The organism is Rheinheimera salexigens (assembly GCF_001752395.1).
In the GTDB taxonomy this organism is placed as follows: Bacteria; Pseudomonadota; Gammaproteobacteria; order Enterobacterales; family Alteromonadaceae; genus Alishewanella; species Alishewanella salexigens.
In genome coordinates, this window is record NZ_MKEK01000001.1 from 2,303,440 (window position 1) to 2,317,113 (window position 13,674).

General features: G+C 40.6%; 13 protein-coding genes. 12 read left to right on the plus strand and 1 reads right to left on the minus strand.

Annotation, left to right across the window (positions count from 1 at the left end):
• Positions 1–120: 120 nt before the first annotated feature.
• The 8 genes from BI198_RS10470 to BI198_RS10505 all read left to right on the plus strand — a co-directional run bounded on the left by BI198_RS10470 (position 121) and on the right by BI198_RS10505 (position 10,241).
• Entirely contained in the window at positions 121–1,074 is a 954-nt protein-coding gene (locus BI198_RS10470) for an AAA family ATPase (RefSeq protein WP_070049511.1), read from the plus strand.
• Positions 1,074–2,099, plus strand: a complete 1,026-nt coding sequence (locus BI198_RS10475; RefSeq protein WP_070049512.1) for a DUF58 domain-containing protein — start codon at positions 1,074–1,076, stop codon at positions 2,097–2,099. The genes BI198_RS10470 and BI198_RS10475 overlap by 1 nt, the downstream gene beginning before the upstream one ends.
• Positions 2,086–2,643, plus strand: a complete 558-nt coding sequence (locus BI198_RS10480) for a DUF4381 domain-containing protein (RefSeq protein WP_070049513.1) — start codon at positions 2,086–2,088, stop codon at positions 2,641–2,643. The genes BI198_RS10475 and BI198_RS10480 overlap by 14 nt, the downstream gene beginning before the upstream one ends.
• Positions 2,636–3,628 (plus strand): vWA domain-containing protein, encoded by a 993-nt coding sequence (locus tag BI198_RS10485; protein ID WP_070049514.1) that lies wholly within the window; start codon positions 2,636–2,638, stop codon positions 3,626–3,628. The genes BI198_RS10480 and BI198_RS10485 overlap by 8 nt, the downstream gene beginning before the upstream one ends.
• Positions 3,618–5,483, plus strand: coding sequence for a VWA domain-containing protein (locus BI198_RS10490; protein ID WP_070049515.1), 1,866 nt, complete (start codon positions 3,618–3,620; stop codon positions 5,481–5,483). Before BI198_RS10485 ends, BI198_RS10490 begins: the two co-directional genes overlap by 11 nt.
• The gene (locus BI198_RS10495; RefSeq protein WP_070049516.1) at positions 5,477–7,231 is read left to right on the plus strand and encodes a BatD family protein; all 1,755 of its coding nucleotides are present in this window, start codon (positions 5,477–5,479) and stop codon (positions 7,229–7,231) included. Before BI198_RS10490 ends, BI198_RS10495 begins: the two co-directional genes overlap by 7 nt.
• A gap of 221 nt (positions 7,232–7,452) precedes the next feature.
• Entirely contained in the window at positions 7,453–8,919 is a 1,467-nt protein-coding gene (gene putP, locus BI198_RS10500) for a sodium/proline symporter PutP (protein ID WP_394331525.1), read from the plus strand.
• 101 nt (positions 8,920–9,020) lie between these two features.
• Positions 9,021–10,241 (plus strand): EAL and HDOD domain-containing protein, encoded by a 1,221-nt coding sequence (locus tag BI198_RS10505; RefSeq protein ID WP_070049518.1) that lies wholly within the window; start codon positions 9,021–9,023, stop codon positions 10,239–10,241.
• 14 nt (positions 10,242–10,255) lie between these two features.
• Here BI198_RS10505 and BI198_RS10510 read toward each other — a convergent pair whose 3' ends face one another.
• Positions 10,256–10,570: a ComEA family DNA-binding protein gene (locus tag BI198_RS10510; protein ID WP_070049519.1), complete on the minus strand. Its 315-nt coding sequence runs from the start codon at positions 10,568–10,570 to the stop codon at positions 10,256–10,258.
• Between the two features lie 342 nt (positions 10,571–10,912).
• Between BI198_RS10510 and BI198_RS10515 the strand changes: the two genes are divergently transcribed.
• From BI198_RS10515 to folX, 4 genes are all read left to right on the plus strand, one after another.
• Complete coding sequence (locus BI198_RS10515) at positions 10,913–11,170, plus strand: PepSY domain-containing protein (protein WP_070049520.1); 258 nt, start codon at positions 10,913–10,915, stop codon at positions 11,168–11,170.
• Positions 11,170–11,847 carry a response regulator transcription factor gene (locus BI198_RS10520; protein WP_070049521.1) on the plus strand — a complete coding sequence of 226 codons (678 nt, stop codon included), beginning with the start codon at positions 11,170–11,172 and terminating at the stop codon, positions 11,845–11,847. Before BI198_RS10515 ends, BI198_RS10520 begins: the two co-directional genes overlap by 1 nt.
• A 1-nt stretch (position 11,848) precedes the next feature.
• A complete protein-coding gene (locus BI198_RS10525; RefSeq protein WP_070049522.1) occupies positions 11,849–13,159 on the plus strand; it encodes an ATP-binding protein in 1,311 nt (436 codons plus the stop codon).
• A gap of 61 nt (positions 13,160–13,220) precedes the next feature.
• Positions 13,221–13,586 carry a dihydroneopterin triphosphate 2'-epimerase gene (gene folX / locus BI198_RS10530; protein ID WP_070049523.1) on the plus strand — a complete coding sequence of 122 codons (366 nt, stop codon included), beginning with the start codon at positions 13,221–13,223 and terminating at the stop codon, positions 13,584–13,586.
• Positions 13,587–13,674: the final 88 nt, after the last annotated feature.

A 13,674-nucleotide genomic window follows, 5' to 3' on the forward strand; every position in this document is an offset into this window, starting at 1 on the left:
AATACAAATTGAACCATATATCCGCTATAACGTCATAGCCTAGCTTGAAATTTCATGTTTTGGGTAATAAATACTCATTAAATCTAATTAATTAAGACTCTATTTTAGGGTAAACGCATTATGGTAAACGCATTCTCCGGTTTAAAAACCTATCTTGACAGCCAAGTGCTGGGTCAACCTGAACTGACTGAAGGCATTTTATTAGCCTTATTGGCCAATGGTCACTTATTAGTAGAAGGCCCGCCGGGCTTAGCTAAAACCCGTGCTGTAAATGCCTTAGCACATGGCGTTGAAGGCCAATTTCATCGTATTCAATTTACGCCCGACCTATTGCCAGCAGATTTAACCGGTACTGATATTTATCGCCCTGAAACTGGCCAATTTGAATTTCAATCAGGGCCGTTATTTCATCATATAATTTTAGCCGATGAAATTAATCGGGCGCCGGCAAAAGTACAATCTGCTTTATTAGAAGCAATGGCAGAAAAACAAGTTACCGTGGGTCGTAATACCTATCCATTGCCAGAGTTGTTTTTAGTTATGGCGACCCAGAATCCATTAGAGCAAGAAGGTACCTATCCGTTACCCGAAGCTCAGCTGGATCGGTTTTTACTGCATTTAAAAGTAGACTATCCTGACGCCGCAACCGAGTTAGCTATTTTACAATTAACTCGCAACGAAGCCTTATCCACAAATGCGCCCGTTGTCACCAGTATTACTCAGGCCGATATTTTTGCTGCCCGTAAAGCCATTTTACAACTACATATGGCTGATGGCTTAGAGCAATATATTGTGCAATTAATTATGGCGACACGAAACGCTAGTGCTTACAGCGAAAAATTAGCTAGTTGGATTGCTTATGGTGCCAGCCCGCGGGCAACCATTGCCATTGAACGTTGTGCCAGAGCCAAAGCGTGGCTTAACGATCGAGATTATGTTACGCCAGATGATATTCAAGCGGTGTTTCATAATGCCTTACGCCATCGATTAATTTTAACCTACACCGCTGAAGCCGAAGGGATTACTACTGATGATGTGCTTAGTGAGATTTTACGCTTGGTGCCATCTGCCTAATGTTAAATTCAACCTTCTCTGTCCAGCAATGGCTTAGCCAAACCGAAACCAGCGGCAGCTCGCTCGGCTTAGCTGAGTTGTTGTGGTATCAGCGCTACACTAAGGTGCTAGATTTAAGCCCGAAAATAGCTATCCAAAATAAATTAGCCGGTACTTATTTAGCAAAAAGTAAAGGTCGTGGCATGGAGTTTGACGAAGTGCGGCATTACCAAAATGGCGATGATGTGCGCACTATTGATTGGCGCGTTACCGCTCGTACTGGTAAGGTTCATACCAAGTTATTCCGTGAAGAAAAAGAACGTCCGGTGTTTATTTTGACTGAATTAAGCACCCATATGCACTTTGGCTCTACCTTACTGTTTAAATCAGTGCAAGCTGCACATTTAGCCGCATTAATAGCGTGGCATGTAAAAAAACGCGGCGATAAATTGGGTGGCATTGTGTTTAGTCAGCAGCAACACCGTGAATTAAAGCCGCAGAGTCGCAGCCAAGGAGTTTTGAGATATTTTCATGCCTTAACTGAAATTCATCGCAACAGCGCCGACTTAAAAATGGATACTAATGCCGCTGTTAATAACAAAAATAGTGTCAATAGTACTGTTAATAACAGTGTTAATAGCAGTGCGATACATTTTAACGCGGCATTAGCTCAGCTCCGCAGATTAGTTCACCCCGGTAGCTTAGTGTATATTTTGTCAGATTTTAGCCAGTTTAATGCTGATGCCTTGCGTCATATCCAAGCCATCCGCCAACACAATGAAGTAACCTGTTGTGCCATTAGCGATCCGTTGGAATTACATTTGCCTTCGACAAGCTCGGGTATTGCCGCTGTTACTGATGGCATTAACAGCGGTGTAGTTGAGTTAGGTAATAAAGGCTTGCAACAACGCTACGCCGAACAGCAACAGAGCAGTCAATTGCAATTACAACAACAGTTATCATTACTAGGTTGTAAATGGTTGCCAATAACGGCAGCCGAGCCAATATTAAGTCAATTAGAGAGAAACAGGCATGGCGCTTCCTGATATGGCCACAACTAATATTGCTAACGCTAATCCCGCATTGGCCAGCTTAGCCGATATAATAGAACCCGACTTTACCAGCCAGTTTGCATTAGCTCCCATATATTGGCTGCTAATTGCCGCTATAGTAGCCGTTATTGGGTATGCCGGATGGAAAATAACACAACGCCATCGTTACTGGTTTGCTAAACGCCAAGCAATAAAGCTTTTAGCTCAGTTAGAGCAGCATCCTGCTGCCGCCAAACAAATTAACCAATTGCTTAAGCGTGTGCTGCAGCATTATCAACCGGCTCATCCTGCATTGTCGGCTTCAAGCGAGCAATGGCAACAATGGTTAGCAAAGCAAAGCACATTAACTTTGCCTAATTTAAGCCAGTTACTGTATCAAGCAGACAGTTCAGCAGCTGAGGTAGAACAGTTTTATATTTTTGCCCGGCAATGGCTAACCGACTATAAAGCCAACGCAGATACTGAGCAGGTTAATAGCGCTACAACAACTAATACGCTGCAAGCAATACAGCAGGATAAGGAGCAACAGCATGCTTGATTTTGCTTATCCTTGGTTAGCACTGTTAATTATTGTGCCTTTTATTCTGCGACCCAAACGCCGAGAATCTAGCAATACCACCTTGTATCTACCGCCATTAGCCAAGTTGGCTAATACAAACCAGACTCACACTAGCCGCTGGTATAGTGTTAATTCATTATTATTGGCTGTAATCTGGTTAGCTTTAGTCATTGCTTGTATGCAGCCCCGCTGGTTAGGTGATAGCCAAACTATTCCACAACAAGGCCGCGATTTAATGTTAGCGCTAGACTTATCCGGCTCAATGGAAATAGCCGATATGGTGACCCAAGGTAATACCATTAATCGGCTAGATGCCGTTAAGTCGGTAGTACGAGACTTTATACAACAACGCCAAGGCGATCGTATTGGTTTAATTTTATTTGCAGATGCTGCTTATCAACAAACACCACTTACTTTTGACCTTATTACTGTCGAAAAAATGCTCAATGATAGTGTACTGGGTCTAGTGGGCACTCGCACCGCTATTGGCGAAGCCATTGGTTTGGCGGTCAAGCGCTTAAATACTTATGAAAGCTCAAATAAAGTGCTGATATTACTCAGTGATGGTGCGAATACTGCGGGTAATATTCAACCTTTAGAAGCATTAACCTTAGCCAAAGCAGCTGGGGTTAAAATTCATACTGTGGGCGTCGGTGCTGAGCAAATGTTACAGCAGGGATTATTTGGCCAACGCTTAATTAACCCCTCTCAAGATTTAGATGAAACGTTATTAACCCGTCTTGCTGAGGAAACTGGGGGCCGATATTTCCGGGCTCGAGATCTTAACGAGCTACAGCAAATATATAAATTATTAGATCAGTTAGAGCCGATAACCCGCGATAGTTTAACCTACCGGCCGCAAAAAAGTTTATTGCATTGGCCGCTGGCTTTGGCTTTGTTGTGTTCATTTATGCTAGCCGGTCGGCATATTAATTGGTGGAGAATAATGCAACATGTTCGCTGAGTTTCATTTTTTACGACCTATCTGGTTATTAGCTTTATTCCCTGCGTTGGTGATAGGCCTATTATTATATTGGTTTCGCCGTGAGCAAAGTCCTTGGCATAGCTTAATTGCAGCGCATTTACAGCCTGTGTTATTAAGCACCAAACAAGCATTACAAAAGCAACCAATGCTGTTGCCGACTTTACTACTTTGTTGGTTAATAAGTGTTGTGGCCTTAGCCGGACCTAGTTGGCACAAATTACCGCAGCCAGCGTTTGCGCTTAAAAAAGCTACGGTATTAGTGCTAGATATGTCCATGTCGATGCGGGCTACTGATATGCTGCCAGATAGACTAACCCAGCAACGGTTTAAAGCCTTAGATTTAGCTCAACAACTAAAAGAAGGGGAATTAGGCTTATTAAGTTTCGCCGGTGATGCGTTTATTATTGCCCCTTTAACTCCAGATCATAATAATATCAGTTTACTTATTCCTGACTTACAACCGGAAATTATGCCGGTGCAAGGATCAAATTTATTAGCCGCTTTACAACAAGCCGATAAGCTATTAACCCAAGCCGGTTATCCCCGCGGTGATGTCGTGGTGTTTACTGACGGTTTTGATGATAACAGCTACTTAGCTATCCAAAAATTACTTAACAACTGGCCGCACCGCTTATCAATCCTTGGCTTTGGCACGACTGATGGCGCACCTATTAAGCTGGCTAATGGTGAGTTATTAAAAAATGGTCAAGGCGCGGTGGTCTTACCCAAGTTGCCACAACAGCAACTGGCTAGCTTAGCAAAACGGCATGGCGGTATTTATGCTAACGCCAGTATTGATGGCCAAGGCTTAGCAGACATTTTAGCCCAGTCACCACTAAGCGCTTTAGATACAGCAGAACAACTGCAACAAATCAAAGGCGACCAATGGCAAGACGGCGCGATTTATCTAGTCTGGTTATTAATCCCTATTTTATTATGGCAACGCCGGTTTGGCGCTATGTTAACGCTGGCACTGTTTATGTTACCCATGCCACAGGTACAGGCTAATACTTTACAATGGCGCGACTTGTGGCAAACCCAGCAGCAGCAAGCCGAGCAAGATTACAATGCCGGTGACTTTACAGCTGCAAAAGAAAAATTTGCTGACCCACTGTGGCAAGGTAATGCTGCTTATCGTGCTGGCGATTATCAAACTGCTGAACAAGCTTATCGCCACGCCGCAACAGAAAGAAACACGCCGCAATCTTGGCATAACCTTGGCAATAGTTTAGCCCAACAACAGCGTTATGCTGATGCGGCTACCGCTTATGAGCAAGCATTAGCATTGCAACCTGATATGGCCGAGGCCGCTGATAATGCCAAACTGATGCAACAGTTATTACAGCAGCAAGCAGCAGATAACAATAGCGACTCAGAGCAGGATAAACAGCAAGACTCAGAGCAACAGCAGAGCTCAGAACAAGACTCCGAGCAAGGCTCTAATGAAAACACTGATAATAATTCAGAGCAAAACCAAGACAATCAACAATCAACAGAGCAAAATAATAACTCTAGCCAAGAAAACGCTGAAGCGAATGCAAGCCAACAAAAAGAGGCTAGTGAACAACAGCAAGATGCCGAACAACAAGCACTAGAGCAGCAAAAGCTGGCCGAAGCTGATGACACAGAATCAAGTAATGATGAACAAAAGCAACAACAAGCTGCAATAACAGAAGCTTGGCCAGATGCCAGCCCTGAACAGCAGCAACAACTGAATAACTTATTACGCAAAGTACAAGATGATCCTGCGCTATTGTTACGCAATAAAATGTATCTTGAATATCAAAAGCGGCAACATCAACGTTTACCAAAAGGAGTCGAACAACAATGGTAATCCGCACCTTATTGCTTATGGCCTTACTTTTTTCTATATCTGTGCCGGCAGCAACGCAGATAAGTGCAGCTGTTGATAAAAACCCAGCGTTACTTAGCGAATCAATTACTTTAGATGTCATCTTAGATGCCAGAGTAGATGCAGCAGCGATAGACTTTAGTGGTTTAAAATCAGATTTTACCGTGATGATGCCTTCAGTAAGCCAAAGTACCCGAATAATAAATGGTAAAACGAGTCAAAGTACTCAATGGAAAGTGGTTTTATTGGCCAAAAAAGCCGGTAATTTTACTATCCCTAGATTTAGTTACCAAGGCCTGACAACCGAGCCGATTGCGCTGACTATTCTTGGCGCTGAAACAGCCGCCAGCGCTGCCACTAATACGACGACAAAAGATCTGTTTTTACAAAGTTCAATTGAACAAGACCAACTGTATGTACAACAACTTAGTTATTATAAGGTACAGATTTTCTTTAATACTGAGTTACAGCGTGGCGCCTTATCTGAGCCTAGTTTAGAGGGGGCAATTATCCAACAAGTGGGGCAAGATGTTGAAGGCTCTGAGCTGGTTAATGGTATTCGCTATCGCACTATTAGCCGTCGTTATGCTATTACGCCGCAACAAAGTGGCAACTTTACCATTAGCCCGCCAACCTTTAGTGGCGAAATGTTGGATCGTGACAGCCAACAATATGGTTATTATTCACGGACAAAAAAAGTGGTACAACAAGCTCAAGCCATTGAGATTGCGGTCAAGCCCATTCCAGATAGTTTTCCTGCTGATTGGCTAATAGCCGGATTAGTCACCCTAAGTGAAGAATGGACGCCCGATGTAACACAATTAACAATAGGTGAGCCAATAACCCGCACTATTACTTTATCAGCTGTCGATGTAGCCGAAAATCAACTGCCAGAATTAAACCTAAACTTTCCACGCACTTTGCGCTTATATCAAGAGCAACCCCAAGCTAAAAGTGCCGAGCGAAATGGCCATATTATTGCCCAAAAAATATTTACTACCGCTGTTATCGCCACGGCTCCTGGCGAAGTGACTTTACCGGAAGTAAAACTACCTTGGTGGAACAGTAAAACCAATCAAATGGCGACAGCGGTATTGCCGGCTAAGACATTTCAAGTAGCTCCTGCCGTAAATGCTAGCGATAATTCGATGACAACTTCTACACAAGGCATGCCACCGGCAACAATTGATTCTAAAGACGTAAATAATAAAGCGCCATCTGCATCAGTTACGCTAAATCAGCCTATAAACAACTGGGCTTGGACATACAGTACCAGTGCCTTATTGGCTCTATGGATCGCATCTTTACTGATATTTTATCTATTGTGGCAATGGCGCAACCCTGGGTTAAAAGCTGAAACGAGTACTGCTACAGCTAAGTTTAATAGCCATGCGTTAAAGATGGCTTGTAAAAACAATGATCCAGAAGCCACCAAGCAAGCGTTATTACGTTGGGGTCATCGCCATTTTAATCAGCAATTTATTTCCTTAAGCCAATTAACGCCCTATTTAAATTCAGCCGCGTTGAGTGCTCAAATTGAACAATTAAATGCCGCTCTTTACGCTAATAGCAGCAAAGCGACTTCTGATGACAACGACGTTAGCAGCGATAACAAAAATGAGCATTGGCAGGGTCAACCATTATGGCAACAGTGGCAACAATATAAACCACCTGTAGCGGAAAAAATGGCAGATTCTGATTTAGCACCGCTCTATCCAAAAGATGTATAACAGGTAACTAATGCGTTAAACAGCGGCTTTTATCATGCCAGTTTAACGCTTGGTACTAGTATATAAACCAGCAACTTGTTAGCATAAAAACAGAATATATAGACCTAAAGCTAAAATTAGGCCTTTATGAATTGTTTTGATTTGCTGAACTTCTTTCAGCGCAAGGAGATATTGGTTTGGAAATAGGCACCATTATATCATTAGCGTTATATTTTATCGTGATGCTAGGCATCGGACTTTACGCATATAAAACTTCGACAGATGATGTATCCGGTTACATGTTAGGCGGCAGAAAATTAGGGCCTGCAGTCACCGCATTATCCGCTGGTGCATCTGACATGAGTGGTTGGATGTTAATGGGTATACCTGGCGCAATGTATATTTCTGGCGTTAGCAGTGGTTGGATCGCTGTGGGTTTATTAATAGGCGCTTATTTAAATTATATTGTCGTCGCCCCTAGATTGCGGGTATATACCGAAATTGCTAATGATTCTATTACTATACCGGATTATTTCGAAAACAGATTTGAAGATAAAACTCGAATTCTTCGTATTGTTTCCTCAATTGTTATTGTAGTTTTCTTCACCTTATATACATCATCAGGCGTTGTTGGTGGTGGTAAATTGTTCGAAAGCTCGTTTAATTTAAGCTATGAACTTGGGCTTTATGTGACCGCAGGCGTCGTGGTTGCTTATACTTTATTTGGTGGTTTTTTAGCCGTTAGCATGACCGACTTTGTGCAAGGTTGTATCATGTTTATCTCATTGATATTAGTGCCGGTAGTTGCCATTGATCACTTAGGTGGCGTAAGCACTGTGGTACAAAGCGTTAATGCTATTGATACTAGCTATCTAGCGCCCTTTGTTGACGCTAAAACCGGGCTTGCTTTGTCGGCACTAAGTATAATCTCCTTGCTATCTTGGGGATTTGGCTACTTTGGTCAACCGCACATTATAGTCAGGTTTATGGCCATACGCTCGATTAAAGATATTAAAGCAGCTCGCCGTATCGGTATGAGCTGGATGCTAATCACCATTATTGGCGCCATGGTGACTGGCCTAGTGGGTATTGCTTATGTGGCTAAAACCCAAATGACATTATCTGATCCAGAAACGATTTTTATCGTGTTCTCGCAGTTCTTATTCCACCCGCTTATTTCAGGCTTTTTATTAGCTGCTATTTTGGCGGCAATTATGAGTACTATTTCTTCACAACTTTTAGTGACGTCTAGCTCATTGACAGAAGACTTCTATAAAATCTTTATTAACCGCAATGCTAGCCAAAAAGAATTGGTCTTTATAGGTCGTATTTCGGTGCTGATTGTGGCGCTAGTTGCCGTATATTTAGCATACGATAGAGAAAGTTCTATTTTAACGTTAGTCAGTAATGCTTGGGCTGGGTTTGGCGCTGCATTTGGTCCGTTAGTTATTCTAAGCTTGTATTGGAAACGTATGACCTTTGCGGGTGCTTTAGCGGGTATGGTGAGTGGAGCTGTTACTGTACTGTTCTGGATTTATGCACCGGTGTTAGAGAACGGCGCGACACTAAGCAGCATAGTGTATGAAATCTTACCTGGCGTTATTATTAGTACACTCACTATTATTATTGTCAGTAAACTGACTAAATCACCTGCCCCAAGTGTGCAGCAGTTATTTGAAAAAATGCGCCAAGAAGTTAAGCAAGCTTAATAAGACTTAAACAATTATAGTTAGGTATGTTTTAAAACTACCTAACTATATCAATTTTAGTTATATTCTGCTTTGCTGCTTTATTTAGAGAACAATTGCCTATGTATTTTTATGCCGCACGCCAACCTATTCTGAACCGAGATAAGCAACTTTTTGCTTATGAGTTGTTATTTCGTGATGGCGTAACTAATGCTTTTCCTAATATAGATGGTACTGAAGCAACATCTCGCATTATTGAAGGTAGTCAATTTAGCTTTGGTTTAGACGATTTTCTTGACGATAAATTAGGCTTTATTAACTTTACCCTACCGACCTTGCTGAAAAAGTTTCCCAGTATGTTGCCTAAAGAACAGGTTGTAATCGAAATACTTGAAACCGTACAACCAAGTAAGCGTTTATTAGCAGAGTGCGTCGAGTTAAAAGAGAAAGGTTTTACTATTGCATTAGATGATTATATTCATAAACCGGTTTGGCGGCACTTTTATCCTTATATCGACATTATAAAAATCGACTTACGTACAACGTCCATAGAGACAATTAATGAAGTGCAGCAAGCGATTAAAGATTTCCCTAATATTAAGTTGTTGGCAGAAAAAGTAGAAACCAACGAAGAGTATACTATGGCTATGGAAATGGGCTTTAGTTACTTTCAAGGCTACTTTTTTGCCAAACCAGAAATGCTACAAGCTAAAGCCTTATCACCAGCACAAATTACTTTAGTTGAGCTTTTATATGAAACCTCTAGGCCAGATATTGATCTGCGTAAAATAACTCAAGTGTTTGAACGTGATGTTAATCTGTCTTATAAACTATTACGTTATAGTAACTCAGCAATTTTTAAACGTCGCGCTGAAGTAGAAACCATCAAACATGCCTTAGTGGCCCTAGGTCAAGCTGAGCTTAAAAAGTTTCTCTCGTTATTATTCACTTCTCAAATAAGTAGCGATAAACCGGCTGAACTTATGCGCATGTCTATGACTCGAGCCCGTTTTGCTGAAGAGTTAGCCACTATTCAAGGCAGAACTGACACTTCTAAAGCCTTCTTAACCGGCCTTATGTCATTGATGGATGCTATTTTAAATGAGCCAATTGAGTCGGTAATGGCGAAGCTACCGTTAGCCACAGATATTAAACAAGCCTTAATAGACAAAACCGGTGTTTTAGCCGATTTCATTACACTTATTGAATTATATGAAACAGCACAGTGGCAAGATGCTAATGCAATAATTGATAAGTTAAAGTTAGCAAAAGATAAAGTGCCTGATGCCTATCATACCGCCGTGCAATGGGCTAATGAACAAATGAAAGCTCTGGCTGACTAACCAGAGCTTTCGTTTTAATTATAGCTCAAGTACGGGCTTATTTTAGCGGCTAGTTTAGTCCCTATGCCTTTAACATTAGTCAGATCATTACTATTTTTTATCGCACCATTTTTGGCAATATAATCTAAAATAGCTTGAGCTTTGCTTTTACCTAAACCAGGTAAAGCTTCAAGTTGTTGTAAATTTGCATTGTTAATATTTAATTTTTGCATGCTATGTTCAGTGCTACTGGCTTTAGTTAGCTCATTAGCCGCTTTAGTATTGGCGAAACTGGTTGATGCCATGAGTGTCAGTAGCGTTAATGTAATTGCAATTATGAAGTTTTTCATTGTTTAATCCTTTAACGTTTAAATATTAATTAGGTTTTTTATTGTTACAGCCAACAACTGCTGTAGGCGACTAAATACGCTATTAAGCTTTATATTAACTGCTCACTGTTAACGCCACCACTTATAAAATAGACAACTTTTTAACTTATGCAAATATTTTGCAACCTTTTAACGACTAAATATATTAAAATATTCAGCCTTAATTAATGCTGATATCACTATGCTAGCTTTAAATATTTTAAAAACAGTATTTTACAGTGCCTTCATCTTCTTTATCGCTGTGTTGATGATTGCTGTCGTTATAATTGTTCGGTAAAGTACGGTTAGACTTAGGAGAGTGTAATGATTGGTATAAGAATAATGCTGTTGTCGATCACCCTACTACTCACACCTTTAGTAGGAGCTACGACTCCTGTTAATAAAGTTTTGGTTAGTAAAGAACAAGCTGTTGCTTTAGTTCAGCAGCAATATCAAGGCAAAATAATGAAGCTAAGAACTGATAAGCGCTATTATCGGATCAGAGTTTTACAACGTGACGGACGAGTCATTACGGTATTGGTAGATAACCAAACCGGTCAAGTGCATAAGGATGGAAATTAATGCGTGTATTGGTTGTGGAAGATGAAAATTTATTAGCCCAGCAAATAAAACAACAATTACAACAGCAACAATTTAGTGTCGACATTGCTGCAGATGGCGAGGAAGGTTGGTTTAAATTATCAGAATATCCTTATGATCTTGCTGTCATTGATATTGGTTTACCAAAATTAGATGGTTTAGCCTTAATACGCAAAGCAAGGCAAGAATCATTAAAAACGCCCATTATCATTCTTACTGCTCGTGGCAGTTGGCAAGAAAAAGTTGAAGGCCTAGATGCCGGTGCTGATGACTACCTGACTAAGCCATTTCATACTGAAGAGTTGATGGCCCGTTGTAATGCATTAATTAGACGAGCAGCAGGTCAACCTGAGCCAACGTTATCTGCAGGTGCTATAGCACTTAATAGCCGGACCCAACAAGTATGGTTACATGACGATGAAGTCAGTTTAACCGCCTATGAGTATAAAGTGCTTGAATACTTTATGCTTAATCCGAATAAGGTTATTTCTAAAACCGAATTAACCGAGCATATTTATGATCAAGACTTTGATTTAGATAGTAATGTGATTGAAGTATTTGTATTACGTTTACGTAAAAAGCTTGATCCTGAAGGCGATATAAAACCGATTGAAACCTTGCGTGGTCGCGGTTATCGCTTTACATTAGCCGTAGCTTAATATGCCACTATCGTTAAAGTTTCGGCAGTTATTTATCAGCATCTTACTGATGCTGTTGCTACTGCCGAGTTCATTTTTGGCTATTGACCAAGCTTTTTATACCCAACTTCTAACCAATGCTGAGCAAAAGTTAGAAGTTAACATGTATGCTATTTTATCAGAAATTAATATCATTGATGGTAAAATAGAAGTTGCAGGCAGCTCGTTAGCACCTGACTTCTATAGACCTGATTCCGGTTTAAGTGCTTATATTACCGATGAAAGCCAATTAGTTTGGCAGTCTGACTCTTCATTAAATCAACACTTTATCCCGCCTAACAATTCGCTTCCGCCTGGAGAGCATTTATTTGCTGAAGTTGAGCAACATAATGAAGAGTTTTGGGTTTTATCTATCGCGTTACTATTCGATTCTGAAGAAAGCACTCATCCCTTAACTGTGCATGTTGTGCAAACAGATCAGCGCCTTAGCGCGCCACACATCAGCTTTAGAACTACGCTCGCCCGTTGGTTTATTGGTATAGCCATTGTTCTGCTATTACTGATGTTACTGGCCTATTATTGGACTACTAAACCCCTATCCCGTTTGGATAATGAAATACGTCGGGTTGAAAGTGGTAGCCAAGATCAATTAAATGGCCGCTATCCAGCCGAGTTAGAAGTTATCAAAGAAGATCTTAATTTATTATTAGCCAATCAAAATAGACAAAAACAACGTTACCGGCATCACTTAAGCGATTTGGCTCACTCGCTTAAAACCCCTGTAGCCGTTTTACAAACATCAGTATTAAGCCAACAACCTGAATTGCAAGATCAATTAGATCGTATTACCAGTATGATTGAACATCAACTTAAACGTGCTAGTAGCTCTGGCCAAGATGTTTGGAAAAAACAGATATTAATTAAACCGTTACTGCAAAAGTTAGTTTCTGCGCTAGAAAAAATCTATCGAGATAAAGATCTAATAATAAACATTGAGTGTCAGGACAATGATGTTTTTAAAGGCGATGAAACAGATTTAATGGAGATTTTAGGCAACTTACTCGATAACGCCAGTAAAGCTTGCAAAAGTTTAGTCTCAGTAAGCATTATTATGCACCCTTTAACCATTTCAGTTGAAGACGATGGCCCAGGTATCCCTAGTGATAAGCATCATCAGCTATTTCAAAGAGGTTCACGCTTAGATACCTATAGTGAAGGGCACGGAGTAGGTTTAGCCATAGTAGCTGAGTTAGTTGAATCCTATTCTGGAAAACTATCTTTAGACACTAGCCCCTATGGTGGCGCTCGATTTTCGATTGTATTTCCAGACTAAGCTAAAGCTAATTAAACTTTAAAACGTTAACAGCCGTTGTAACATTAAGGAAGTGTGAAGAATGCAACTAGATAACAAAGCCATAATAAAAATAAAAAACCTGCGCTTACGCACATATATCGGCATCAATGAAGACGAAGTTAATAATAAACAAGATATTATAATTAATGCGCAAATTCATTATTGCGCCCAAGATGCCGTTTCTACAGATGATATGAACAATGCTGTGAATTATCGCACTATTACTAAAAAAATCATTACCTTAGTTGAACAGCAACGCTTTTCATTACTGGAAAAGCTTACCGCAGATGTACTTGGTATCGTCTCAGAGCATGCTAGCGTTAGTTTTGCACAAGTTGAAGTAGATAAACCTTATGCTTTACGTTTTGCTGATTCAGTGTCGTTAACCCTCTCGTTAGCAAAATAGCCTCTATACTGTTAGTAACTTACATAGTCTTTTTGAATAGCGACTTTTAATAGCGGAATTAATAGCTACTTTTTTAAAAGTCTTATTA

Bases quoted from the DNA above. Each gene is read 5' to 3' on its own strand.
- BI198_RS10470 (WP_070049511.1), top strand. From the start codon at position 121: ATGGTAAACGCATTCTCCGGTTTAAAAACCTATCTTGACAGCCAAGTG.
- BI198_RS10475 (WP_070049512.1), top strand. From the start codon at position 1,074: ATGTTAAATTCAACCTTCTCTGTCCAGCAATGGCTTAGCCAAACCGAA.
- BI198_RS10480 (WP_070049513.1), top strand. From the start codon at position 2,086: ATGGCGCTTCCTGATATGGCCACAACTAATATTGCTAACGCTAATCCC.
- BI198_RS10485 (WP_070049514.1), top strand. From the start codon at position 2,636: ATGCTTGATTTTGCTTATCCTTGGTTAGCACTGTTAATTATTGTGCCT.
- BI198_RS10490 (WP_070049515.1), top strand. From the start codon at position 3,618: ATGTTCGCTGAGTTTCATTTTTTACGACCTATCTGGTTATTAGCTTTA.
- BI198_RS10495 (WP_070049516.1), top strand. From the start codon at position 5,477: ATGGTAATCCGCACCTTATTGCTTATGGCCTTACTTTTTTCTATATCT.
- putP (WP_394331525.1), top strand. From the start codon at position 7,453: ATGCTAGGCATCGGACTTTACGCATATAAAACTTCGACAGATGATGTA.
- BI198_RS10505 (WP_070049518.1), top strand. From the start codon at position 9,021: ATGTATTTTTATGCCGCACGCCAACCTATTCTGAACCGAGATAAGCAA.
- BI198_RS10510 (WP_070049519.1), bottom strand. From the start codon at position 10,570: ATGAAAAACTTCATAATTGCAATTACATTAACGCTACTGACACTCATG.
- BI198_RS10515 (WP_070049520.1), top strand. From the start codon at position 10,913: ATGATTGGTATAAGAATAATGCTGTTGTCGATCACCCTACTACTCACA.
- BI198_RS10520 (WP_070049521.1), top strand. From the start codon at position 11,170: ATGCGTGTATTGGTTGTGGAAGATGAAAATTTATTAGCCCAGCAAATA.
- BI198_RS10525 (WP_070049522.1), top strand. From the start codon at position 11,849: ATGCCACTATCGTTAAAGTTTCGGCAGTTATTTATCAGCATCTTACTG.
- folX (WP_070049523.1), top strand. From the start codon at position 13,221: ATGCAACTAGATAACAAAGCCATAATAAAAATAAAAAACCTGCGCTTA.